Origin of the sequence: Rhodococcus koreensis, from assembly GCF_900105905.1 — a bacterium.
GTDB lineage: Bacteria > Actinomycetota > Actinomycetes > Mycobacteriales > Mycobacteriaceae > Rhodococcus_F > Rhodococcus_F koreensis.
The window spans coordinates 3,716,600-3,741,142 of record NZ_FNSV01000005.1; the positions used below are offsets into that span (position 1 = coordinate 3,716,600).

Here is a 24,543-nt window from a genome sequence, read left to right on the forward strand (position 1 = left end):
GCCCTCCGACGCCGCTGAATCAGTGGGGTCAGTGCCTGACCGGGCAACCGCCTGACGCAGGCTTGTAATCGACCTGAAACTCCTTGATACCGTTGAGCCAGCCCGAGCGCAACCGCCGCGGATCTCCCAGCTTACTGATATCCGGCAGGTGATCCGCAATCGCATTGAAGATCAGGTCGATTTCGAGGCGGGCGAGGTTGGCTCCGAGGCAGAAGTGCGCGCCCGTACCGCCGAACCCGACGTGCGGGTTGTTCTCCCGCAGGATGTCGAATTTCTCGGGATTCTCGAATGCATCCTCGTCGAAATTCGCGGAGCCGTACAGCATTACGACCCGCTGCCCCTTCTTGATGTGCACGCCGCCGAGCTCGGTGTCTTCCAGTGCGGTGCGCTGGAACGAGTTGACCGGGGTCGCCCACCGGACGATCTCGTCCGCCGCCGTCTTGGGACGCTCCTTCTTGTAGAGCTCCCACTGATCGGGATGGTCGAGGAACGCCATCATGCCGTGTGTGATGGCATTGCGGGTGGTCTCGTTGCCGGCGACCGCCAGCAGGATCACGAAGAAGCCGAATTCCTCGGGAGAGAGCTCATTTCCATCGATGTCCGCTTCGATCAGCGTCGTGACGATGTCGTCGGCGGGGCACTTCTTGCGCTCGTCCGCCATCTGGTACGCGTAGCCGAGGATCTCCATCGACGCGGCCTGTGGGTCGATGTCCAGTTCTGGGTCGTCGTAGCCCGTCATCTGGTTCGACCAGTCGAACACCTTCAGCCGATCCTCCTGCGGCACGCCGAGCAGTTCGGCGATCGCCTGCAGCGGAAGCTCACATGCCACCTGGGTGACGAAGTCGCCGGCCCCCGATTCGGCGGCCTCCTTCACGATCTTCTCGGCGCGCTCGGTGAGTTCTTCGCGCAGGCTGTTGATCGCGCGGGGTGTGAAGCCGCGGGAGACGAGTTTGCGGAGTTTCGTGTGCTCGGGAGCGTCTTTGTTGATGAGGATGAAGCGCTGCATCTCGATGTTCTCGCGCGGAATGTCGTCGGCGAAGCGCACGATCGCGGTGTTCTCGTGGGTGGAGAAGACGTCGCTGCGCCGCGACACCTCTTTGACGTCCTCGAGCTTGCTGACGACCCAGTAGCCGTCGTCGTGGAAGCCACCGATCTCCGGCGGCTGCGGGTTCCACCAGATCGGCGCAGTCTTCCGCAGTTCGGCGAACTCCTGGTAGGGGATGCGTTCTGCGTAGATGTCCGGGTCGGTGAAGTCGAAACCCTCTGGAAGATTGGGCTGCGCCACTGCTGTCTCCTGCCCTAAGCCATACACCACTCAGTGATGTGGAACACGTTCTACTAGCATTGAAGCACAAGCCGGGCGACTAGCAAAGGAAAGCTCAATCAGACCTTGCCCAGACAGCAGAACCTGTTCTATTTTCTGAGAACAAGGAAAGGAGCCCGCCGTGGGCACACCCGTCATCGTCGAGGCAGTTCGCACCCCCATAGGAAAGCGCGGTGGCTGGCTGTCCGGATTGCACGCCGCCGAGATCCTCGGCGCCGCTCAGCGGGGCATCCTCGACCGCTCCGGCATCGACCCCGACCTGGTGGAGCAGGTGATCGGTGGTTGCGTCACCCAGGCCGGTGCGCAATCGAACAACATCACCCGAACCGCGTGGCTGCACGCCGGACTGCCCTGGCAGGTCGGCGCCACCACGATCGACTGTCAGTGCGGCTCCGCGCAGCAGGCCAACCATCTGATCGCGGGCCTGATCGCCACGGACGCGATCGACGTCGGAATCGCCTGCGGCATCGAGGCCATGAGCCAGGTGCCGCTCGGGGCGAACGTCGGGGAGAACGCCGGCCCACGCAGGCCCGCCGACTGGGACATCGACATGCCCAATCAGTTCGAGGCCGCCGAGCGCATCGCCCGCCGCCGCGGAATCACCCGCGCCGACGTCGAAGCCCTCGGAGTGCGTTCGCAGGCCCGTGCCAAGCAGGCGTGGGACGAAGGACGCTTCGACCGGGAAGTGCTGCAGGTGGCGGCGCCCGTCGTCGACAAGGACGGCAACCTCACCGGGGAGACCCGGATCGTGACGCGCGATCAGGGTCTGCGCGACACCACCGCGGAATCGCTCGCCAGGCTGAAGCCCGTACTCGAGGGCGGCATCCACACGGCGGGCACCTCCTCGCAGATCTCCGACGGCGCCGCCGCCGTCATGCTCATGGACGAGGCCAGGGCGCGCGCCCTCGGCCTGAAACCGCGGGCCCGCATCATCTCCCAGGCGCTCGTCGGTTCCGAACCCGAATTCCACCTCGACGGACCTGTCCAGGCCACGGCGCGCGTCCTCGAACGCAGCGGCATGAAGATCGGCGACCTCGACCTGTTCGAGGTGAACGAGGCGTTCGCCTCGGTCCTGCTGTCGTGGGCGTCGGTGCACGAGCCCGACATGGACAGGGTGAACGTCAACGGCGGCGCGCTCGCACTCGGACATCCCGTGGGCAGCACCGGGTCCCGGCTCATCACGACGGCGCTGCACGAACTCGAGCGCACCGACGGGTCGACGGCCCTGATCACGATGTGCGCCGGCGGCGCACTGGCCACCGGCACCATCATCGAGCGGATCTAGGGCCGCCCGATGAATGCGCCCGCCCCCGCCCGACCCGAGCCAAATTCCCCTCGCTCCGCTCGACCGCCCGGTCTCGACTCGAAGTGGACGGCCTCCCTCATCAAGTGGATGTCGAAGATCAACGTCGTGCTGTACCGGCGGACGGGCGGGCGACTGGGCAGCAAATGGCGCGTCGGCAGCGCCTTCCCGCGCGGGTTGCCCGTCTGCCTGCTCACCACCACCGGCCGCAAGAGCGGCGAGCCCCGGATCAGCCCGCTGCTGTTCCTCGAGGACGGCGACCGCATCATCCTCGTCGCGTCGCAGGGCGGCCTCCCGAAACACCCGATGTGGTACCTCAACCTGCGCGCGAACCCGCAGGTGACCGTCCAGGTGAAGTCGCGGATCCGGCCGATGACCGCCCAGGTGGCGGACCCCGGGGAACGCGCGCGGCTGTGGCCGCGGCTCGTCGACATGTACGCGGACTTCGACAACTACCAGGCCTGGACGGACCGCACGATCCCCGTCGTCGTCTGCACACCCCGATAGCAGTTGTATGTACCGTCGGGTAACGCGTGCCATGTCGGAGGACTTCTTGCAGTATTGACGCGTACGGACTTGTAGGACGGCCGAGGGCGAGGAATTGCAGATGAGTACACAGGTTCAAGATCGGATACACGACCGTCGAGAGCTCACCGCGGTCCTGCTGCGCGCACTGGAGCAGCGGCACGAGGTTCTCGACGCCATCGTCGACAGTGAGGACCACGCCGAGGCCCTCACCACCGTCGCCGGGCTCCTCGAGACGACCGAGGCGTACGCGGAAGCCGTCCTCAACCTGACCTTTCGCCGTCTCACCAAGGTCGAGCGGCGCCGCATCCAGACGGAACTGAAGGACCTCGACGCCACGCTGGAGTGGACGTCGACGGACCGGCCTGCGAGCACCGGCCGGAACTTCCGCCTCCGCCCGTTCACCGAAACCGACGAGGACGCCGAACTGTTCCGGCGCCGCTGCGTCGAACAGGTCGACGACGCGGGCACGCAATGGTCCGAGGAGCGGGTCGAGAAGGAGCGCGCGGAGGGCCTGAGCCGGGTCGACGACGAGTCCGCCGCGTGGTTCGTGTGTGAGGACACCGAGGAGAACACGGCCGTCGGCATGGTGTTCGGCGAGTTGTCGGGACGCGAGGTCGACGTCGCGATCTGGATCTCCCCCGACGCCCGGAAGAAGGGCTACGGCACCGCGGCCGTGAAGCACAGCCGTCAGGAACTCGCCGCGGAGTTCCCGGGAACGGTCCTGGTCGTCCGCGCTCCCGCCTGACCCGTATGTGAGTGGCGAAGCGTGCGGGAGCACACTTCGCCACTCACGTGCGGTGGTCGGGGCCGCGCTGCTTGGTGACGCCCTGGGCCCAGCGGTAGTCGGGTTTGCCGCTCGGTGTGCGATGGACGGCGTCTTCCACCCACACCAGCCTCGGAATCTTGTAGCCGGCCAGGCTCTGCCGCACGTGCTGCTCGAGGCCGGCGAAGTCGACGCCCCGGCCGTCGCGCGCCTGCACAACCGCGGACACCCGGTGCCCCCACCGTTCGTCGGGAACGCCGACCACGATGGCGTCGTACACGTCGCGGTACGCCTTCACCGCGCTCTCGACCTCTTCGGCGAACACCTTCTCGCCGCCGGTGTTGATCACCATGTTGCCGCGACCGAGCAGCGTGATCGACCCGTCGGCCTCGATCCGCGCGCGGTCGCCGGTGACGACCACCGATCGTCCGTCGACCTCACGGAAGATCTCTCGGGTCTTCTCCGGGTCGTTGTAGTAGCCCAGCGGAACGTAGCCGCCCTTGGCGAACCAGCCGTCGACCCCGGAGCCCGGTTCGACGGGACGCCCCGCGTCGTCGATCACCAGCGCGTACCGCCCCGGCGGGACCCGGGGACCACCCACCTGCGTCTCCCCCTTGGTCGCGAAACCGATTCCGCCGAAACCGGTCTCGGACGCGCCGATCGAATCGGACACCAGCAGCCCCGGGAACGCCTCGAGGAACGCGTCCTTGATCACCGGGGAGAACAGCGCGGCTCCCGACGCGACCACACCGAGACTCGACGTGTCGGTCCGGGCCGGGTCGAGGGCCTCGATCAGCGGCCGCCCCATCGCGTCGCCGGTGATGATGAGGATCTGCACCCGGTGCCGCTCGACGAGGTCCCACGTCCGGTCGGCGTCGAATTTCGATTCCAGCAGCACCGTGTTCCCGCTGAACAGCGCGGTGAACGTCGGCATCATCGCGGCCGCGTGGATCAGCGGCGGCAACGCGAACCACAGCGTCGGCTCCCCCTGCGCCCCGACCCGCGACTGCTGGTACTCGTCGTCGATCGCCTCACCGGTGTAGAAGTCGAGACCGCCCGCGAGGACGCGCCAGATGGCCTCGTGCGTCCACACCACACCCTTCGGACGTCCCGTGGTGCCGCCGGTGTACATGATGAACAGGTCTTCGGAACTGCGTCCGCCGAAGTCGCGGTCGCCGCTGCCGGACAGCGCCTCCTCGTACGGGACGGAGCCGCTGGGCAGACCGGCGCCGCCGAGATCGTCCTCGACGACGACGGTGTGCCGGATCCTCGGCAGCGAGGGCAGGACCTCCGCGATGCGCGGCGAGTAGATCCGATGGTGGACCACGGCGTCGAGTTCCGCGTTGCCGTACACGTAGGCGAGTTCGTCGCTGGTGTAGCGGTAGTTGATGTTCACCGGAACCGCGCGAATCTTGTACGCCGCCACCAGCGTCTCCATGGTCTCGATGGAGTTGTGCAGGTGCACGCCGATGTGCGAACCGGCGGTCAGTCCTGCGTCCAGGAAGTGGTGGGCCAACCGGTTGGCGCGGTCCTCCAGTTCCCGGTACGTGACGCGGCGAGCGCCGCAGATCAGCGCCACCCGCTCCGGCATCACGTCGACGGAGTGCTCGAACAGATCTGCCAGGTTGTAGGCCACGGGAGTGTCCTCTCAGACGACGGTGAGTGGAAGGGGAATCCCTCGATCGGTGAAGGCGAAATCGGCCCCGGTGCTGAACCGGGTGAGCGCGACTTCGGGTGCCTCCTTCGCCGGCGGTTCACCGGTCACGACCTCCACCGTCAGCGCCGTGTCCGTCTCCTCGACCACCTGCACGGCGAACCGCGGCGACACCCCGCGCACCAGGGCCGTCAACGGCGCGAGATGCTCGCCGTCGATCATGGACGGCCACGCCCCGTCCTCCGACGCGCCGCACTCGCGGCCCAGGGTCAGCAGCAGTCGGTCGCCGAGGGAGATCGTGACGTCCACGTACTGCCGGGGATTGAGCGCCGGGTGCACGGCGAGGACGACGGCCAGCCCCTCCAGATCCGCGGGCAGGCCCAGCGCGTTCCGGATCCGCTCCGACGTGAGGCCGGCGATGCCGGTGAGTTGCTTGCGGGCGATGTCCAGCGCGGCCGCGGCGTCGGTGCGAGCCCGCACCGCGAGCAGGAAACCGAGCGTCAACAGGTGCTGCTGCACGCACACCTCCTCCGCGATCCGGGTGAGCGCCGAATGGGAGAAGTCCGGGAACCGCAGGTCGGCGAGGAGCGCGCCCGCGTAGTCGTGCTGTCCCGGACCGCCGGTGTCGATCGGCGACAGCCCCACCGTCGCCGCCCGCGACTTCCCCACCGTCACCAGCCCGTCCGGGACCGGCGGCGGCTCGTTCGTGTCGTCGATGGCGACCGTCCAGAGGCAGTGCGGTGTCCGGTCCGCGGGCCGTCGCGGCGGACGGTGCACGGGACGCACCTGCGCATGCGGGTTGGTGGCCAGGGCGGTGGCGTCGAACGTCGGGTCCTCGATGTCGTGGCACATGGCCGTGACGTACTCGTCGCCCATCGGCTCGACGTCCATCAGCGCCCCGCAGTGATTCAGCCAGAACTCGCCGTGGTCGTGATCGGCGACGCGGTACCGGAAGTCCATGAACTGGGGCGGCGCACCGATGTCGAGTTGCAGGCCCTTGAAGATCGTCACGACGCCGTCGCCCTCGAACCCCAGCGCGCGTTGCATGCGCCTCGCGTAGATCGGGCTCGACGCCATCCATTCCTCGATCGCGACCTGCGTCATGCCCTCGCGTCCGAACGCCCCGATCAGGTGCGGCATCCCGGAGCGGTCGATGAGATGACCGCACAGCAGCAGTTCCGGCACGAGGATCGCCAGATCCTCGCGGGACAGATCCGCGAACGACGCCGGAACCTTCACCGTGCTCACCACAGCGAGACCGGCGCCTTCCCGACCGGATACCACCCCGGCAGCCGACCGGACGTCGCGCGCTGGATCCGCGCGTTCATGCCGTCGGACATCGCGTTGTTCGTGATCATCTCGAGGAACAGGCTCGAGACGTTGCCGAAGTCGAAGAAGTCACGCTGCCAGGACCATTGGAAGTTTCCGCCGTACCGGAACCAGCTGCCGCCGATCCCGGTGACCTGATAGTGGGTGCCGTCGTCCCGGGTGCGTTCGGACACCTGCTTCCAGAATCCGATGACGTCGCCGCTGCGGTCGTCGATGACGAACTGCTGGTACGGATATTCCCAGCCTTCAAGGCCGTCCATTTCCTGACCGAGCGCCAGGTCGCGGATCTCGTCCCGGCCGACGGCCATGAAGTCGTCCTTCGGCCCGTAGTTCCACCCGTACGTGGCGTCTTCGGTGTACATCTCGGCCAGCGGCTTCCAGTCGCCGAGCGCCTCGCACCGCTTGTTCTCGTCCACCCAGCGCTGCACCATCTCGTCGAGTTCGGCGCGGTCGAAAGGTGCCATCAGGATTCTCCTTCTGAGTCGGTGTCCGCGAAGATCCGCAGGGCCTGGGTCGGGCAGAAACGCACGGCGCTCTCGACCTCAGCGCGCTGATTCTCGGGTGGGTTGCTGTCGAGGATCTCGACCTTGCCGTGTTTGGGGACGACGAAGACGTCGGGTGCCTCCATCTCGCACACGGCATGGCCCTGGCACAGGTCGAGATCGGCTTCGACTTTCATCACGTGCTTCGCTTCCGGTACCTCACGGTGCAGGGCTGCTGCAGTTGCACCACCATCTTGCTGTGATCGTTGCGGTACGTCTCGGACGGTTGCGCCAACTCGAACTCCCAGTCCTGCAAAAGGATCGAGAAGATCGCCTTCAGCTGCATCAGCGCGAACGCCGCTCCGACGCAGCGGTGCCTGCCCGCGCCGAACGGAATCCACGTCCAGCGGTTGACGATGTCTTCCTGGTTGGGGTCGATGTAGCGCTCGGGGTCGAACGTGTCCGGGTTCGGGAAGTCCTCCGCGATCCGGTTGGAGATCGCCGGCGTCGCCGCCACGAGATCGTTCTCCGCGATCCGGTAGCCGCCGACCTCGAACTCGCCCCGCGCGACGCGCAGCAGGATGATCAGCGGAGGGTGCAGCCGGAGCGTCTCCTTCAGTACCGCTTCGAGTTTCGGGATCTGCCTGAGCGCTCCGAAACTGATGTCGGAGCCGTCCGAATACAGGTCGTCGAGTTCCGCGACCACCTGCTTCGCGTAGTCCGGGTGCCGCAGCAGTTCGATCAGCGTCCAGGCCGCGGTGCCGGACGTGGTGTGATGCCCGGCAAACATCATCGAGATGAACATGCCGGTGATCTCGTCGGCGGTGAAGCGCTCGCTTCCGTCCTCGTCCTTGATCGAGACGAGCACGTCGAGCATGTCCCGACCCTCCTTGCCCTGCGGAGGATTCTGGATGCGCCCGGTCATGATGTCCTGGACGAGGGCCACCAACTGCACCCGCGCCTCGTCCCGCCTGCGGAAGCTCTCGATGTCGGCGTACGCGTCGACGTAGGCGATGGGGTCGGTGCCCTGCTCGAGTTCGTGGTACAGGTGCGCGAACCGGCCGTCAAGTTGTTCCCGGAACTTCGTGCCTATCAGGCAGGCCGAGGACGTGTAGATGGTCAGCTCCGCGAAGAATTCGAGCAGATCGATCTCGCCCTCGTCGCCCCACTGCGCCACCATGCGGTCGACCTCGTGGGCGATCGTTGCGGCGTGCCCCTTCATCTGCTCACCGCGCAACGCCTGGTTGTGCAGCATCTCCTTGCGACGCTCGGGACTCGCGTCGAACACGACCCCCTCGCCGAAGATCGGCTTCATGAACGGGTAGGCGGCCTGCTGATCGAGATCCTCGTCGGTGGAGCGGAAGAAGAATTCGTTGGCCTCGGCGCCGGACAGCAGCACCACCTTCTTGTCGGCGAGCTGGAAGACGCCGACGTTTCCGCATTCCTCCCGAACGCGGCGCATCAGCGCGATCGGGTCGGTGCGCAGCTCCTCGAGATGTCCGTGCTCGTGCTCACCGCCGGACACACGTTGCGGGGTAACCAGATTCATTCTCCATCCTTTCGCAGGGGCGCCTCGGGCTGCACCTCGATCAGCACCATGTGCGCGCCGCGGGGTGCACTGACGGCGGCGACGACGGCGTCGGCGATCGCGGAGGCGCGCAGGAAGTACGAGTGCCGGGCGAATCCCCATGTCGCCCAGTCTTCGAGGACGGGTCCGATGACCTCCTCGGTGGTGTTCATTCCCATCGACGTCTGGGTGGGCCCCGGCCGCACGACCGACGCCCGGACGCCGGTGCCTTCCAGTTCCATCCGCATCTGCCGGCCCATCATCTCGACACCGGCCTTCGCCGCGTTGTAGGCCCCCATCCGGGGCCGGGGCGAGTCCGCACAGTCGGAGCCGATCAGGACGAAGTCTCCGCGCCGGCGTTCGATCATGCCGGGAACGATGCGGTGCGCGAGACGCTGCGCCCCGACGAGGTGGACGTTGACCTGGTCCAGGAACTGGTCGGGGTCCATCTCGTGTGCGACGGAGAACTCGAGGTCGCCGGCTCCCGACAACGCGATCTCGGTGGGGCCGAGCGCGTTCTCCGCGGCGGTGACGAATTCGTCGACCGACGCGGTGTCGGTGACGTCGAGGAAGTGCGCGAACGCTTCTCCCCCGTTGCTGCGGATCTTCTCCGCGATCTCCTCGCACTCCGCGACCCGGCGGGCGCCGAGCGCGACGGGGTGGCCTGCCTCGGCGAGCGCGTAGGCCGTCGCCGTGCCGATGCCCGACGACGCCCCGGCGACGATCGACGGCCGGCGCTGCGGATTGGGTTCGAACCTAGGCATCGCGGACCTGCACTTTCAGGGGAAGGGTGGCGAAACCACGGACGTTGGTCGAGTGGACCCGCACGCTGTTTGCCTCGTCGACGTCGTAATCGTCTATGCGGGAGACGAGTTCGGTGAGCGCGATCCGTGCTTCGAGCCGAGCCATGTGGGCGCCGAGGCAGAAGTGGGTGCCGCCGCCGAAGCTCGCCAGCTTGTTGGATGTGTCCCGGCCGATCCGGTATTCGTCGGCGTCCTCGAATACCGCCGAGTCGCGGTTCGCTGAGCCGATGAGGATCAGCACCTTGTCGCCGGCGGGGATCGTCCGGTCGTGGAAGTCCAGGTCGACGGCCGCCGTCCGCGCGACCATCTGGCTGGATGTGTCGAAGCGGAGCGTCTCCTCCACCCAGTCCGGCACCCGGCTCGCGTCCTCGAACACCTGCCTGGCCTCGCCCGGATAGCGGAATCCCCAGTACAGCGCGTTGCCGAGCAGTTTGGTGGTGGTCTCGTTGCCCGCCACCACCATCAGGAACATGAACGCGATGATCTCGTCGTCGGTGAGCCGGTCGCCGTCGATCTCCGCCTCGAGCAGCGCGGACGTCAGATCCTCGGTCGGCTTCCTGCGCCGCTCCGCCAGCATGTCGGCGTAGTAGCCGACGAGGTAGAGCGACGCCTCCATCGCCGCGTGCGGCACGTCGAGGACGCCCTCCTCGCGATGCACCACCAGATCGGCGAGGCGGCGGAGTTCGACGCGATCGGCCTCCGGTACCCCCATCAGTTCCGAGATCACGTCCATCGGCAGTTTGCCCGCGAACTCGGCGATCCAGTCGAACTCGCCCACCTCGAGTGCCGGGTCGAGGTACTGCCGGGTCAGGTCCAGGATCCGCCCCTCGAGTTCGTTCACCCGCCTCGGGGTGAACCCGCGGGACACCAACTGACGCATCCGCATGTGCCGCGGATCATCCAGTGCAAGAAAGGACATCGTCTTGTGGGCGTGCGGACCGTAGGCCGCCGGGTCGAGCGACACCCCGTTCGCGCTCGACAGGCGCTGGTTGTCGCGGAAGGCCGCGACGACGTCCTCGTGCCGGGACAACGCCCAGAAGTCGAGTTCCTCGTTGTAGTAGGCCGGTGCTTCTTCCCGCAGTCTTCGATACGTGACGTACGGGTCTTCGTGAAAGCCATAGTCGTACGGATTGAACGTCACCGGATTGTGTGACACCCCGGGCATCGAGGCTGCGGTCATGGCATCTACTCCAGAATCAGCTTGGCGGAAGTTTCGAGTCGATCGGCGAATTGGGCGTAGGACCCGTATCCCATTCCCGCGCGGACCAGGCCGCCGGCGTACAGCAGCTCCAGCGCCTCGAGGACGTCGGGATCGTGGCCGTCGCCCAGTGCGGTGGCGAGGCGATCCCGGATCTCGAGCCCGATGCGGGCGCGGAGGTGCTCCACGTCGGGGTCGCGGCCGAGTAGCGCGTTGGTGACGGCTCCGGCGAGTTCGGGTTCGTCCGCCACCAGCAGGGCGATGTGGCGGAGCACGGCGACCACGCGTCCGGTGCGGTCGAGTCCCTCGTCCGCCGGCTGCGGTGCGGCGGCGAGACGCCGCCAGAAGACCTCGGCGACGAGGTGCTCCTTCGACGAGAAGTACGTGTAGGCCGTGGCGGGTGCGACCCCGGCGATCCCGGCCACCGAGCGGACGGTGAGCCCTGCGAAGCCCTCTTCACGCAGTACTTCGACGGCCGCCCTGGTGAGGCGGTCGACGGTGTCGGCCTGCTTCTCGGTCAGACGGCGGCGAGTGGACTCGAAATTCATACTACTGGACACGTGTCTGGACGCTACTACAGTTACCGCCGGGTGGCAACGAAAACCGGGGTCTCACACCGGACTGCGCGGGTGAATCCGCACGGGCATCGTCTTGATGCCGCTGATGAAATTCGACCGCAGCCGGGACACCGGCCCGGTGGGTTCCACGTGGTCAATCCGCGCGGCGAGGGTCTCGAACAGAATCCTCAGTTCGAGTCGCGCCAGGTGCGCACCGAGGCAGAAGTGCACCCCGCTTCCGCCGAACGCGATCTGCGGGTTGGGACTCCGGCCGATGTCGAACCGGTACGGTTCGTCGAATACCGCCTCATCCCGGTTCGCGCTCGGGTAGTAGATCACCACCTTGTCGCCGGCCCGAACCAACTGGTCGCCGATGTACGCGTCCCGGGTGGCGGTGCGCCGGAAATCCATCACCGGGGTCACCCACCGCAGGATCTCCTCCACCGCGCTCGCGACCAGTTCGGGCTCGGACTGCAGTCGCCGCCACTGATCGGGATGGTCGATGAACGCCTGCATCCCACCGGCGGTCGCGTTGCGCGTCGTCTCGTTCCCCGCCACCACGAGCAGGACGAAGAACATGTTGAATTCCATCTCGGTGAGCGTGTCGCCGTTCTCGTCCGGCTGCACGAGTGTGGTGACGATGTCGTCCCGCGGCTCGATGCGGCGTTGCGCGGCAAGCTCGTTCGCGTACAGGAAGATCTCGGCCGCAGCCATCTCCCCGTCGGCCTGGGTGGTGCCGTACTCGGGATCGTCGAAGCCGATCATCCGGTTGGACCAGTCGTACAGCCTGTCGACGTCCCCGGGCGGCGCACCCAGCAGTGCCGCGATGACCTCGAGCGGTAGCGGCGCCGCCGCCTCGGGGACGAAGTCGACGTCACGCGCCTCGAGGAGTCGGTCGACGATCCGGGTGCAGATGTCGCGGATGTGGCCCTCGAGCACCTTCACCGTGCGCGGGGTGAATCCGCGGCTGACCAGGTGCCGCAACCGGGTGTGGTCGGGCGGGTCGAGGTTGACGAGCATGGCGGCCTGCTTCGCGCGGGTCTGCTCGTCGAAGTCGTCGATCTGGGTGGTGCCCACCGCCGACGAGAAGGTCGCGCTGTCGCGGGACACGGCGACGACGTCGGCGTGCCTGGTCACCGCCCAGAATCCGGTGCCGTTCTCCTCGGGTTGCCAGTAGACGGGTTCGCTCGACCGCAGGTGGTCGAAGAACGCGTAGGGCACTCCCTCGGTGTAGACATCGGGGGATTTCAGATCAATCCGAGATGCGGTCATTCACTGCTCCTCGATCGATAAACGAATGTGATGCGTCTTAAACTACACACTTTCATTTAGAATGGAAGACCGTATGCTGAGGCCATGGCGAAAGGACAGAACGCACCGATCCGACGTCGCACCCTCACCCGAGACAAGGTCGTCGATGCCGCCATCGAGATCATCGACGAACTCGGCTGGGAGCAACTGTCGATGACGAGCCTCTCGGCCCGGCTGAACGTCGTCACCGCCTCGCTGTACAACCACGTCCGCAACCTCGACGACATCCGCGGCGCCGTTCAGGTGCGCACCATGACAGAACTCGGCGCGCACCTGCGCGAAATCGCCATGGGCCGAACCGGTCCCGACGGCCTCCGCGCCCTCGTCGACGCGCACCGCGCCTGGGCGACCGCACATCCGCACCGGTACCAGACACTCACCACCAGCCCCGTCGACCGGGACGCCTTCATCTCCGCCGCACTCGACGCCAACACGGCACTACGCACAATGCTGGCGTCGTGCGGACTGCCACCCGAAGACACCCTCGACGCCGCCGTCAGCGTCTTCGCCGCCATGCACGGCTTCGTGATGCTGGTGAACACCGACTTCCTCGGCAACGAACTGGATCTGGACGCGATCTACGAATCCGTACTGCGCGGAGCACTCTCCAGCGTCGGGTGGCCGGAGCGCACGTCCACACGGTCCTGACAGCAGCGCGCGAGCATGTCCACCGACCGGGAGTGCCCGCAATTCACCAAAACCATTCCGATCGGTCGCTTTTTGCTGCACCATTCACAGAGGACGACTCACGCCCCGACGAACAGGACACCAGGATGCGCACGATCGCCCGCACCACCCTCCTCGCCGCAGCGACCATCCCCCTGGCCATCGCCGCAGCCCCGGCATCGGCCGCGGAAGCCACCGATGTCACCTACGCCTTCGGCGTCGACGGATCGACCGTCACCAACACGATCACCAACAACACCGGTGCCACCATCGGCTGCACGACCTCGCTCGCCCTCGCCCCCGACGGCGTGCTCCCACCGGTTGCCGAAGTCGTCGGCCCCGGACAGTCCCTCTACCAGCACGACGACATACCACCCGGGACCACCACCCAGTCGGTGCTCGACGTCCCCGACGGCTCCTATGTCGCACTCGCCTCCTGCGGGCGGGAGGGCAACGCCCCGGCCCTGTGGGTGTCCGACTACCCCGGCATCGAGCAATTCCTGGTCCAGTTCCCGATGACCGCCTACACCGTGGAGCAAGCATCCTCGGTGGTCACCGTGCCGAGCGTCGCCCCCGCGCCACCCGCCGCCGCCATCCCCGACGCGGGAGATCTGGGCAAAATCTTCGGCAGCTGACCGCATTTCGTCACTGGAAGACGGCACTCATCGTCCGCAGCGGAGGCAAGGAAGGGGGAGGGACCACGACCGGCCATTGCCCCGCAACCACGGCACAGGCATCGCTATCACTGAATTATGTTGTACGGGAACAGTTCCGATAAACCACGACACCCCCGGGTCCGACCCGGGGGTGTCGTGGTTCAGGCTCAGCTTTGCACGGCCTCCAGCGCGCTGTTCAACGTCGCGCTCGGACGCATCACAGCGGCGGTCTTGTCGCCGTCCAGCTTGTAGTAGCCGCCGATGTCGACCGCGGTTCCCTGCACCTCGATGAGCTCCCGCACGATGGTGTCTTCGTTCTCGTCCAGCGCCTGGGTGAGCGTGGCGAAGCGTTCCGCCAGTTCCTTGTCCTCGCTCTGCGCGGCAAGTTCCTGCGCCCAGTACTTCGCGAGGTAGAACTGGCTGCCCCGGTTGTCGAGCTCACCGGTCTTGCGCGACGGGTTCTTGTTCTCGTCGAGCAGCTTGCCGGTGGCCGCATCGAGCGTCTTCGCGAGGATCTTCGCGCGCTCGTTGTCGGTCTTGGTGCCGAGTTCTTCCAGGCTGACGGCCAACGCCAGGAACTCACCGAGCGAATCCCAGCGCAGGTGGTTCTCCTCCACCAGCTGCTTGACGTGCTTGGGCGCCGAGCCGCCGGCACCCGTCTCGTACATGCCGCCACCGGCCATCAGCGGCACGATGGACAGCATCTTCGCGCTGGTGCCGAGTTCCAGGATCGGGAACAGGTCGGTGAGGTAGTCGCGCAGAATGTTGCCGGTCGCGGCGATGGTGTCCAGCCCTCGGATCAGGCGTTCCAGGGTGTACCGCATCGAACGCACCTGCGACATGATCTGGATGTCGAGGCCCTCGGTGTCGTGATCCTTCAGGTACAGGTTGACCTTCTTGATCAGCTCGTTCTCGTGCGGGCGGTACGGGTCGAGCCAGAACAGGACCGGCATGCCGGAGTTGCGTGCCCGGGTGACGGCGAGCTTGACCCAGTCGCGGATCGGCGCGTCCTTGACGGTGCACATGCGCCAGATGTCGCCGGCCTCGACGTGCTGGGTGAGCAGCACCTCACCGGTCTCGACGTCCACGAAGTTGGCGTCGCCCTCCTCCGGAATCTCGAAGGTCTTGTCGTGCGAGCCGTACTCCTCGGCCTTCTGCGCCATGAGCCCGACGTTGGGGACGGTGCCCATGGTCGTCGGGTCGAATGCGCCGTTGGTCTTACAGAAGTTGATGATCTCCTGGTAGATGCGCGCGAACGTGGACTCCGGCATCACGGCCTTGGCGTCCTTGGGCCGTCCGTCCGCGCCGTACATCTTGCCGCCGGAGCGGATCATCGCGGGCATCGAGGCGTCCACGATCACATCGCTGGGCGAGTGGAAGTTCGAGATGCCACGGGCGGAGTCGACCATGGCCAACTCGGGACGGTGCTCATGGCAGTCGTGCAGGTCCTGGATGATCTCCTCGCGCTGCGTGCTGGGCAGCGTCTCGATCTTGTCGTAGAGGTCACCGAGGCCGTTGTTGACGTTGACGCCCAGTTCGTCGAACAGCGCCTGATGCTTGGCGAAGGCATCCTTGTAGAACGTCTTCACCGCGTGGCCGAAGACGATGGGGTGCGATACCTTCATCATCGTCGCCTTGACGTGGAGCGAGAACATGACGCCCGTCTTGCGCGCGTCCTCCATCTGCTCCTCGTAGAAGTCGAGCAACGCCTTCTTGCTCATGAACATGCTGTCCATGATGTCGCCCTCGCCCAGGTCCACCTCGGGCTTGAGGACGATCGTCTCGCCGGCCTTCGTGACCAGTTCCATCCGGACCTTGCGCGCCCGGTCCAGCGTCACCGACTTCTCGGAGTGGTAGAAGTCGCCGTGCCGCATGTGTGCGACGTGGCTGCGCGATGCCATCGACCACTCGTCCATGCTGTGCGGGTGCTTGCGGGCGTACTGCTTGACGGCCCGGGGTGCGCGACGGTCGGAGTTGCCCTCACGCAGGACCGGGTTTACGGCGCTGCCGAGGATCTTGCCGTAGCGCTGACGGATATCGCGCTCCTCGTCGGACTTGGGGTCGTCCGGGAAGTCGGGAATCTTGTAGCCCTTGCCCTGCAGTTCCTTGATGGCGGCCAGGAGTTGCGGCACGGACGCGCTGATGTTGGGCAGCTTGATGATGTTCGTCTCGGGCAGCTGCGTCAGGCGACCCAGCTCGGCGAGGTTGTCGGGGACGCGCTGCTCTTCGGTGAGGTTCTCGGGGAACTCGGCCAGGATCCGCGACGCCACGGAGATGTCGCTGGAGTCGATCTCGATGCCCGCGGCACCGGCGAAGGTCCGCACGATCGGCAGGAAGGCGTAGGTCGCGAGCAGCGGCGCCTCGTCGGTCAACGTGTAGATGATGGTCGGCGGCTTATGGGCGCTCATTGTTGTTGTTCTCCCGCGTCAGTTCGGTTAAATTTCACAGGTTCAGCGTGCAGCTATCGGATCGCGACGACTATCAGGTTACGTTGCGGCATCGCCGGCGACTTGTTCGAGCACCGCTACCCGCGAGTAACAAACCGCGCTACTGACGCGCGCTCTCACGCCGTGATTCGCGGCCTACTTCTCCAGCGCCTCGTCGATCAGCTTCCTCTGTTCCTGGGCGTGGCGTTTGCTCGAGCCCGTCGCCGGGGCGGCGGACGCCGGGCGCGACACGAGGCCGAGGCGACGCGAGCCGATGGTCCCGAGTTCGCTGAGGAGGAACGTCCAGGCACCCTGGTTTCTCGGCTCTTCCTGCACCCATACCAGTTCGGCGTTGGGGTAGGAGCCGACGACGTCGGCCAGCTCCGTTTCGGGCAGCGGGTAGAACTGTTCGATTCTCACCAGCGCGATCTGCGGATCCGGAGACGTGGCGAGCGTCTACGTAGATCTCATACTCTCTGCCACTGGTGTGGCGTGTGTTCGAGATGTACGTCTGTCACGGCTACCCGCATCACCGTGCGGTGGTGCGGGTTTGACCGTGCCCCACACCGACGCTTGTAGTGCAGGAACATGCTGTTTCGGAGTCACCCCCGACCGCGGCGTTGTGGTGGGCAGGCTGCGGCGGACCCGGCGATGCCGTGGCCTGCTCGGGGTCGGGCTGGTCTTGTCCCGGGACTTTCGGACCGGCGCGTGCTCGGCGACCCGGATCGCGGGCAGCTGCCCCCGCCGATGGGCGACCTTGCTTCTGCCGAGCAGCGCGCGTTTGGCGAGGTTCACCCCGGCGACGTGGTCGCGGTTGCCGCCGACCCGGCAGCGGGGACACCACGCGGTGTGGTAGCCGCCGGGGCGGGCGAGCGGTTCGTCGCAGCCCGGACACCGTGCGGAGGATCCGCGGGCGGGTACCGAGACCACCGCGATGCCCACACCGGCGGCGGTGTGCGCGAGGGCGGTGACCGCTTTACGGCGGGCGGACTGCGCGGCCCGGTTGTTGTTGACATGTCCGTGCCCGCGGGTCTCGAGGGTGGTGAGATCTTCCACCGCGATCACCGTCGCGCCCGCCGCCTCGGCGTAGTCGGTGACCTGGCGGGCGAAGTGGAATCCCAGTTCTCGGTTGATCCTGCCCCGCTTAACGCCGACAGCGGTGCGGTGCTCGTTGAGGACGGCGATCTTCTCCTCGAGTTGTGCGCGGACCTCGGGTGCGGCGGTGGCGGCCAGCCGCGTCAACCGGGCCGTCTTGCGGTGCAGCATCTGCCCCTCGGCCTGTAGGCGTGCGAGTTTGGTCCCGAGGCCGCGGTCGTCGTAGGTGAAGCCCCGGTAATCCGAGGACAGCCCGTCCGGGTTCTCGGTGGTGATGGCGGCGGCGCCGAGTGTGGATGGGGACCAGTCGACCCCCACCGCGACGGTGGCCGATCCCAGGTCACAGTCGGGGACGAGTTCGGTCGCGGCGCACCGCCACAACAGCCCCTTCCGGTCGAGGATCAGGGTCGGGAGATGCCAGTCGGTGATCGCCCGACCGTGCAGGTGCGCGGGGATGGTGGCGGTCAGCCGGACACTGCGCCACTGCGCCCGTCCCGCCGGGGCCGGGCAGGTCGGCAGTTTCACCGTCAACACCAGCTCGCGGTCTGTCGCGGTGATCTGTGCGAGCTGCCGGTCGGCGGCCGAGAGCCGTGCCATCGCCGCGACCCGCGGTGATTCCTGGACGTCGGTGATCCGCAACCGGGTCGAGGGCGCCCCGCCCTCGCGGCGGGCGCGTGCGATGAGCTGGCGACGCACGCCCCGAGCGAAACCGGGCGGCACCCATTCGCCCGGTTCGGTCGGCGGCGCCAGAGTGCCGGTGGCCGGGTCGAATCGCTGCGAGAGCGATGTGACCGCGGTGTCCCGGTAGGCCAGGGTCCGCAAGGTCGCCATCACCTGCGCCGTCACCACCCTGCTCACTCGTGAGGGCACGTACACCCCGTCCGGGTACTGCGGGTTCCAGCCGAGGCGGGCCGCGGCGACATGCCCCTGAGTAGGCAGCCTGCGGTCCTGGCGGTCCCGTCCGGCGGCGAGCACATCGAACGTGACCGGCTGCCACAGCCGCGACACCAACTCGCCGCCGGCCGCCACAATCAGGTCGAGCAGCCACCGCACCCGGGTGTCGACCTCGTCGAGTCCGATCGGTTCGCCGGTCGCGTCGTCGACCGCCACATGGGCACGGGTGGTGAACGCGAACTGCCGCGGCGCGGGCGATCCCGGCCCGGTCATGCCGGCCGACCCGGCGCCAGGCACAACCCGAATCAACCCGGGCTCATCGGTCTTCCGAGCAGAGTCGCCGCCGCCCGAAAAGCTCATCGATTGCCTCTTTCCCACCGTCTGGCACGCCACCTCTCGTAGGGCTTCGACTGTAACGCCGACCTCCGACAAGAACCGCTCGATCCGCGCCACCTGTGAACCGGGTCAATCGATCCCGCCACACCACCCCACACCACCGGGAGCCGGCCCCGGCCGCGTCGTCGAGCATCCGGCCACGCCCCGCACGCTGCTCCCCCCGGGACACGGGCCGCGATCCCGGCAGATCCGAAATCCTGCACCAATAGCGTTCTCCCGCAACATTGTTTCCTGATCGGCCGGCGACACGATCTGGGCACCGTTCGCGAAATCGCCGAACTGCGCCTCCCACAGAACCAGCGCGCCGGGCCGTTCCACCGAATAGCCGTATTCGAATCCCATTACGGCGTACTCACTGAGCAGCGAGTCGTAGATCCAGAACCGACCCTGGCCCTCGGCAATGTTGGTGAGCGGAAACCATTCCTGACCATTGTCGCGGGCGTGAAGCACGGCGAGGCGTTGGACGAACGTGCCGCGGCGACTGTCCTGACCGGTCAGCCGGACCGGTGTCCCCTCCACCAACAATGAGCCGAATGCCGCGGTGTGTCACTCGCACCCTCGGATGCGTTCGTGCCTGTTCGTCACGGACACCCCGACACCGGAACCGTGGGTGCGGGTTCCGGATCGGGGTGCTCGGCTGGATTCTCGCTAGTCGGTGACGCCTTCTGCGCGAGCAGCGGCGGCGACTGCCTCCGCGACAGCGGGGGCGACACGAGGATCGAGCGGGCTGGGAACGATCTTGTCCACAGCCAACTCGTCACCGACGACCGAGAGGATCGCCTCGGCGGCGGCGAGCTTCATGCCCTCGGTGATCCGGCGGGCACCGGCATCCAGGGCACCCTTGAACACACCGGGGAAGGCCAGCACATTGTTGATCTGGTTCGGGAAATCCGAGCGTCCGGTGGCGACGATCGCCGCGTGCCTGCGGGCGACGTCGGGGTGGATCTCCGGGTCCGGGTTCGACAGTGCGAACACGATGGAGTTCTCCGCCATGGTCGCGATCAACTCCTCCGGCACGGTGCCCGCGGACACCCCGAGGAACACGTCCGCGCCGTCGAGGGCCCGGGCGACGCCACCGCGGCGACCGGCCGGGTTGGTGCGCGCGGCCAGATCCACCTTCACCGCGTTCAAATCCTGACGATCCACGGAGACGATGCCCTTCGAGTCGAGGACCGTCACGTCCGCGATCCCGGCGGCGAGCAGGATGTTCGCGCACGCCACACCGGCGGCGCCGGCACCGGAGATGACCACGCGCAACCCGCGGATGTCCCGGTCCTGGACCTTGACCGCACCCTTCAGCGCGGCCAGGACGACGATGGCGGTGCCGTGCTGGTCGTCGTGCATGACCGGGCAGTCCAGGGCCTCGATGACGCGCCGTTCGATCTCGAAGCAGCGGGGCGCGGAGATGTCCTCCAAATTCACGGCACCGAAGCTCGGGCGCAGCCGGATCAGGGTCTCGACGATCTCGTCGGGGTCCTGGGTGTCGAGGACCAGCGGGATGGAGTTCAGGCCCGCGAAGTTCTTGAACAGGGCCGACTTGCCCTCCATCACCGGAAGGGAGGCACGCGGGCCGATATCCCCGAGACCGAGGACCGCGGAGCCGTCGGAGACGACGACCACCAGGCGGCTGGTCCAGGTGTAGCGGTCGGCGAGGGTCTCGTCGGCGGCGATGGCGCGGGAGACCTGCGCGACACCGGGGGTGTAGGCGATGGACAGGTCGCGCTGGCTGTCCAGCGGGGTCGTCAACTCCACGGACAGCTTTCCCCCGACGTGGCCGGCGAAAATCTCCTCGTCGGTCAGCTCGACCTTCTGCGATGCGGTGGGTTCGGACACGATGGTCATTCTCTACTCATTCCCTTTCGGTTTCGACGATCCACGTCAGCGTGTCGTCACAATCGATCAGCGTGTGCGTGCGCGGCGCAAGGAGCTCTCGCCTCGTTCAGGTGCCTCATGGTGTGTGGGTCATTTCTCGATGAGGGCGTCGCCGGGGTCGGTGGGCCGGCGGGGTGTGAGTGGTTCGAGGGGGTAGCCGACGGCGATCGCGCCGAGCGGCTGCCAGTCGTCGGGCAGGTCGAGGACACCGCGCACCGTGTCCGGGGCGAAGATCGTCGAACCGATCCAGCAGCTGCCGATCCCCTTGGTCGCCAGCGACACCAGCAGCCCCTGCACGGCCGCACCGACCGCGACGGTGAACATCGTCGCCTCCGCCGCCCGCCGACGCGGATCCGGGTAGGGGTGCGCGCCGTCGGGCACGCAGAACGGGACGATCACCTCCGGCGCGTCGAACAGGATGTTCCCCCGCGCCACCCGCGCCGCCACCGCCGCCCCGTCCATACCGTCCGCGGTCAGGTCGGTGCGCCACCGCTCCCGCATCGCGGTCAGCAACTCCTCGCGCACCGTGCGGGTGCGGACCCACACGAACCGCACCGGCCGGGTGTGATGCGGCGCCGGGGCGGTCAACGCCTCTCCGATCGCCGCCCGCACCGCACCCGGATCGACCGGATCGTCGGCGAACTCCCGGACCGAGCGGCGCAGCAGCACCGCCTCCGCCCGCCCCCGCTCCACCGACTCGGCGGTCCCGAGCCAGAACAGGTCCTCCTCACCGGCCCGGATCAGATCCCGCGCCCGCGACCCGTCGTCGGCCAAACCCAGACCGCGGACCACCGCGACCGGCACCCCACCGAGCTTGCCCTTCACCAGATCCCCGGCCGCGGCGATCTCGTCGGCCACCGCGACCTCCGTCACCATGAGTTCGTTGCCCTGCGAGTCCCGGGCCCCGGCGTACCCGTGCAGCACCGGCACCCCGGCCGCACCGATCGCGGCGTCGATCTGGCCGTTGCGCCATGCCCGGCCCATGGTGTCGGTGACCACCACCGCGACGGTGACACCCAATGCACCCTTCACCGCATCGCGCAGGGTGCGGGCACTGGCGTCCGGATCTTCCGGCAGCAGAGCGAGTTCGGCGCCGTCGACGTTCGAGCCGTCGATCCCCGACGCCGCCTGGACGATCCCGAGCCGGTTCTCGGTGATCAGGATGGGGCCCCTGCGCGCTACGACCCGGACGGCTTCCTGTTCGACGAGGAGGCGCCGAGCGGCCTCACGGGCATCGGGATCGGAGGGAGAGGACACGATCCGGCCCTCCACCTTGGACACCACCTTGCTGGTGACCACGAGGACGTCGTCGTCCTCGAGCCACGGCGCGGCGGCAACGATCGCGGCAGCCAGGTCGTCGCCCGGCCGGAACTCGGGCAGACCCGCGATGGGCCGGATTTCGATCGCGCCGCCTGGCGCATGATCGGCCGGTCTTTCCGGTTCGGTCATAGCAGGGCTCCCATCAGGTCGAATGCGGAGCGGACCATGTCCGCGGTGGCGTCCGGGTCGGACATCAGCAACGGCACACTGGCCACGGCCACCCCGGGGACGTCGGCGGTGTCGGTGTCGTGGACCAGCCACCCGTCGAGGATCCCCGTGCCACTGCGCGCCCCGTACCAGCGCCCGATCGCCTCCGCGGAGGTTTCCACCCCGATCACGTCCAAACATTCGTCGGCCATGCCGCGCAACGGTTTCCCGCCGACGATCGGCGACACCCCGACCACCCGCGCGGTGGTGGTGCGCAGCGCCCCCCGGATCCCCGGCACCGCCAGGATCGCGCCGACGCTGACCACCGGATTCGACGGCGCCAGCAACACGATGTCGGCGCCCTCGATCGCCTCCAGCACCCCCGGCGCCGGGGACGCCTGCTCGGCGCCGATGTGCGCGAAGCTGTGCGTCGGGACCTGCGCGCGGTGCCGAACCCACCACTCCTGGAAGTGGATCGCCCGCTGCTCCCCGTCCTCCGGGTCGGTGATCACCACGTGAGTCTCACTCCGATCGTCGGTGACCGGCAGCAACGTCACCCCCGGCCGCCACCGGTTGCACAACGCCTCGGTGACCGCCGACAACGGATACCCCGTCCGCAGCATCTGGGAGCGGATCAGATGCGTCGCGATGTCCCGGTCGCCGAGCCCGAACCACTCCGGCTTCGCCCCGTACGCGGCGAGTTCTTCCTTCGCGTTCCAGGTTTCACCCGCATGCCCCCACCCCCGGACGGTGTCGATACCCCCGCCGAGGGTGTACATGCAGGTGTCCAGATCCGGGCAGATCCGCAACCCGTGCATCCACACATCGTCACCGACATTGACCACCGCCGTGATCCGATGCGACGAACCCCCACCATCCGGCGCATCAACGCCGAGAAGCCGCCGCACCCCTTGCAGGAACCGGGCCCCACCGACCCCGCCAACCACTACAGTCACGTTCACTCAGACCTCGGCTGGAGTGCTCGCCGTAACGGTGGTGTGGTCCTTCTCGGCCTTGCGCGCCGCCAGCGCGACAGCGCAGAGCAGTGCGGCGAACACCCCGATCCCAGAGAGGACCGAGAAGATGACGATCGGCGGCCGGCCCGCGAGAAGGCCGCCCAGGATCGGTCCACAGACACCACCGATCCGGCCCACTCCGGCAACGAATCCGAGAACGCTGGTGCGGATGTCGACGGGGAAGTAGGTGGCCACGTAGCCGAAGACGATCGGCTGCGTTCCGCCCGTCCCCGCCCCGGCGAGGAACAGAAAGACGTAGAGAACGGGTGACGGCAGGTGTACCGCGAGGGTCATGACGGCGACCGCGCCGACTGTGAACGCGGCGAGAACTGCGCGACGTTCTCCGAACTTGTCCGCAATCCAGGAACCTCCGGACGCACCGGTGGCGGCTCCGAGGCTGAAGATCACCAGAAAGACCAATGCGGATCCGAGGGAGTAACCGCTGGCCTTCATGATCTGCGGCAACCAGGTGAGCAGTCCGTACCACTGGATCTGGCCGCAGAAGGTCAGCGCGGTGAACACTGCCAGCGCTCCCCATCCGGTCGGTCCGAGATTCTTGAAGACGACACGCAAGGTGCGGCGGTCGGCCGCGCCGTCCGAACGCAGAGCGTTCGGCGTGGGTACCCACCGCCGGAGCTTCACCGCGGCGATCGGTACCACGGTCAGCAGGGGAAAAGCGCCCCCGACGAAGAAGACGCCGCGCCAGCCCAGCACGTCGAGGAAGGCCAGGGCGGTGAGAGCGGCCAGGACGCCGCCAATGGGTATGCCGGCCAGGATCACGCCGTTGAGGAAGTTCTTCCGGTCTGCCGGTGCGACGCTCATCGTCACCGCGACCGCGGTGGGCACGACCCCGCCGAGGCCGAACCCTGCGAAGAACCGGGCGGCACCCAGCAGTTCGGCGGTGGGTGCCACGGCGCACAGCATCATGCCGACCGAGAACCAGCTGACGCAGAGCAGGAACAACCGCCGAACACCGTATCGGTCGGCGAGCACTCCGGCGGCGATGGATCCGATGCCCATCCCGAGGATCGCCGCACTGGCGATCACTCCGACCTGCGCGGTCGTCAGACCCCAATCTGCGTAGTGGAGTAAGTTCGGCGTCGCGGCACCGAAGATGGCGAGGTCGTAGCCGTCAGCGGCTATCGCGAGAAATGCCAGGGCGGCGACGCCCACATATGCAGGAAAGCTGAGCCGATTGTTCATGTGTCTCCTCGAAGAAAGTAAGGGAGCCGCTCT

22 protein-coding genes and 1 pseudogene are annotated in these 24,543 nt (G+C 67.3%); 5 read left to right on the forward strand and 18 right to left on the reverse strand.

Annotated features, from left to right (window positions below; all coding sequences use genetic code 11):
- Positions 1-28: 28 nt before the first annotated feature.
- Positions 29-1,285, reverse strand: coding sequence for a cytochrome P450 (locus BLV94_RS21410; protein ID WP_072947854.1), 1,257 nt, complete (start codon positions 1,283-1,285; stop codon positions 29-31).
- Positions 1,286-1,445: 160 nt separating this feature from the next.
- Between BLV94_RS21410 and BLV94_RS21415 the strand changes: the two genes are divergently transcribed.
- From BLV94_RS21415 to BLV94_RS21425, 3 genes are all read left to right on the forward strand, one after another.
- On the forward strand, positions 1,446-2,609 hold the full coding sequence (locus BLV94_RS21415; RefSeq protein WP_072947852.1) for a steroid 3-ketoacyl-CoA thiolase: 1,164 nt from the start codon (positions 1,446-1,448) through the stop codon (positions 2,607-2,609).
- Positions 2,610-2,618: 9 nt separating this feature from the next.
- Positions 2,619-3,134 carry a nitroreductase family deazaflavin-dependent oxidoreductase gene (locus BLV94_RS21420; protein WP_072947849.1) on the forward strand — a complete coding sequence of 172 codons (516 nt, stop codon included), beginning with the start codon at positions 2,619-2,621 and terminating at the stop codon, positions 3,132-3,134.
- A 100-nt stretch (positions 3,135-3,234) separates the two neighbouring features.
- Complete coding sequence (locus BLV94_RS21425; protein WP_072947847.1) at positions 3,235-3,900, forward strand: GNAT family N-acetyltransferase; 666 nt, start codon at positions 3,235-3,237, stop codon at positions 3,898-3,900.
- Between the two features lie 43 nt (positions 3,901-3,943).
- Here the strand turns inward: BLV94_RS21425 and BLV94_RS21430 are convergent, their stop codons facing one another.
- From BLV94_RS21430 to BLV94_RS21470, 9 genes are all read right to left on the reverse strand, one after another.
- Complete coding sequence (locus BLV94_RS21430) at positions 3,944-5,554, reverse strand: acyl-CoA synthetase (RefSeq protein WP_072947844.1); 1,611 nt, start codon at positions 5,552-5,554, stop codon at positions 3,944-3,946.
- Positions 5,555-5,566: 12 nt separating this feature from the next.
- A complete protein-coding gene (locus BLV94_RS21435) occupies positions 5,567-6,823 on the reverse strand; it encodes a hypothetical protein (RefSeq protein WP_072947842.1) in 1,257 nt (418 codons plus the stop codon).
- A complete protein-coding gene (locus BLV94_RS21440) occupies positions 6,817-7,365 on the reverse strand; it encodes a Cif family virulence factor (RefSeq protein WP_072947839.1) in 549 nt (182 codons plus the stop codon). The genes BLV94_RS21435 and BLV94_RS21440 overlap by 7 nt, the downstream gene beginning before the upstream one ends.
- Positions 7,365-7,580 (reverse strand): ferredoxin, encoded by a 216-nt coding sequence (locus tag BLV94_RS21445; RefSeq protein WP_072947837.1) that lies wholly within the window; start codon positions 7,578-7,580, stop codon positions 7,365-7,367. The genes BLV94_RS21440 and BLV94_RS21445 overlap by 1 nt, the downstream gene beginning before the upstream one ends.
- Positions 7,580-8,932 (reverse strand): cytochrome P450, encoded by a 1,353-nt coding sequence (locus BLV94_RS21450; protein WP_072947834.1) that lies wholly within the window; start codon positions 8,930-8,932, stop codon positions 7,580-7,582. The genes BLV94_RS21445 and BLV94_RS21450 overlap by 1 nt, the downstream gene beginning before the upstream one ends.
- A complete protein-coding gene (locus BLV94_RS21455) occupies positions 8,929-9,714 on the reverse strand; it encodes an SDR family oxidoreductase (protein ID WP_072947831.1) in 786 nt (261 codons plus the stop codon). The genes BLV94_RS21450 and BLV94_RS21455 overlap by 4 nt, the downstream gene beginning before the upstream one ends.
- The gene (locus tag BLV94_RS21460) at positions 9,707-10,933 is read right to left on the reverse strand and encodes a cytochrome P450 (protein WP_072947828.1); all 1,227 of its coding nucleotides are present in this window, start codon (positions 10,931-10,933) and stop codon (positions 9,707-9,709) included. Before BLV94_RS21460 ends, BLV94_RS21455 begins: the two co-directional genes overlap by 8 nt.
- Before the next feature lie 5 nt (positions 10,934-10,938).
- A complete protein-coding gene (locus BLV94_RS21465) occupies positions 10,939-11,499 on the reverse strand; it encodes a TetR/AcrR family transcriptional regulator (protein ID WP_072947826.1) in 561 nt (186 codons plus the stop codon).
- Positions 11,500-11,562: 63 nt separating this feature from the next.
- Positions 11,563-12,780 carry a cytochrome P450 gene (locus BLV94_RS21470; RefSeq protein WP_074933788.1) on the reverse strand — a complete coding sequence of 406 codons (1,218 nt, stop codon included), beginning with the start codon at positions 12,778-12,780 and terminating at the stop codon, positions 11,563-11,565.
- Between the two features lie 84 nt (positions 12,781-12,864).
- On the opposite strand from BLV94_RS21470, the gene BLV94_RS21475 reads away from it, so the two are divergent.
- A complete protein-coding gene (locus BLV94_RS21475) occupies positions 12,865-13,467 on the forward strand; it encodes a TetR/AcrR family transcriptional regulator (protein ID WP_072947822.1) in 603 nt (200 codons plus the stop codon).
- 125 nt (positions 13,468-13,592) lie between these two features.
- Positions 13,593-14,120, forward strand: a complete 528-nt coding sequence (locus BLV94_RS21480; protein WP_072947819.1) for a hypothetical protein — start codon at positions 13,593-13,595, stop codon at positions 14,118-14,120.
- A 188-nt stretch (positions 14,121-14,308) separates the two neighbouring features.
- Here BLV94_RS21480 and BLV94_RS21485 read toward each other — a convergent pair whose 3' ends face one another.
- The 8 genes and pseudogenes from BLV94_RS21485 to BLV94_RS21520 form a co-directional block, all read right to left on the reverse strand.
- Positions 14,309-16,549: an NADP-dependent isocitrate dehydrogenase gene (locus BLV94_RS21485; protein ID WP_072947817.1), complete on the reverse strand. Its 2,241-nt coding sequence runs from the start codon at positions 16,547-16,549 to the stop codon at positions 14,309-14,311.
- A gap of 174 nt (positions 16,550-16,723) precedes the next feature.
- Positions 16,724-16,996 (reverse strand): hypothetical protein, encoded by a 273-nt coding sequence (locus BLV94_RS21490; protein WP_083395634.1) that lies wholly within the window; start codon positions 16,994-16,996, stop codon positions 16,724-16,726.
- A gap of 27 nt (positions 16,997-17,023) precedes the next feature.
- Positions 17,024-18,829 (reverse strand): zinc ribbon domain-containing protein, encoded by a 1,806-nt coding sequence (locus tag BLV94_RS21495; RefSeq protein ID WP_072947815.1) that lies wholly within the window; start codon positions 18,827-18,829, stop codon positions 17,024-17,026.
- Between the two features lie 369 nt (positions 18,830-19,198).
- Positions 19,199-19,489, reverse strand: a pseudogene (locus BLV94_RS50995) (hypothetical protein); the annotation flags it as partial.
- Positions 19,490-19,600: 111 nt separating this feature from the next.
- On the reverse strand, positions 19,601-20,794 hold the full coding sequence (locus BLV94_RS21505; protein ID WP_072947813.1) for an NAD(P)-dependent malic enzyme: 1,194 nt from the start codon (positions 20,792-20,794) through the stop codon (positions 19,601-19,603).
- Positions 20,795-20,914: 120 nt separating this feature from the next.
- A complete protein-coding gene (locus BLV94_RS21510) occupies positions 20,915-22,273 on the reverse strand; it encodes a coenzyme F420-0:L-glutamate ligase (RefSeq protein WP_072947811.1) in 1,359 nt (452 codons plus the stop codon).
- The gene (gene cofD / locus BLV94_RS21515) at positions 22,270-23,253 is read right to left on the reverse strand and encodes a 2-phospho-L-lactate transferase (protein WP_074933790.1); all 984 of its coding nucleotides are present in this window, start codon (positions 23,251-23,253) and stop codon (positions 22,270-22,272) included. Before cofD ends, BLV94_RS21510 begins: the two co-directional genes overlap by 4 nt.
- Positions 23,254-24,510, reverse strand: coding sequence for an MFS transporter (locus tag BLV94_RS21520; protein WP_072938765.1), 1,257 nt, complete (start codon positions 24,508-24,510; stop codon positions 23,254-23,256). It abuts the gene before it with no gap.
- Between the last annotated feature and the right edge of the window lie 33 nt (positions 24,511-24,543).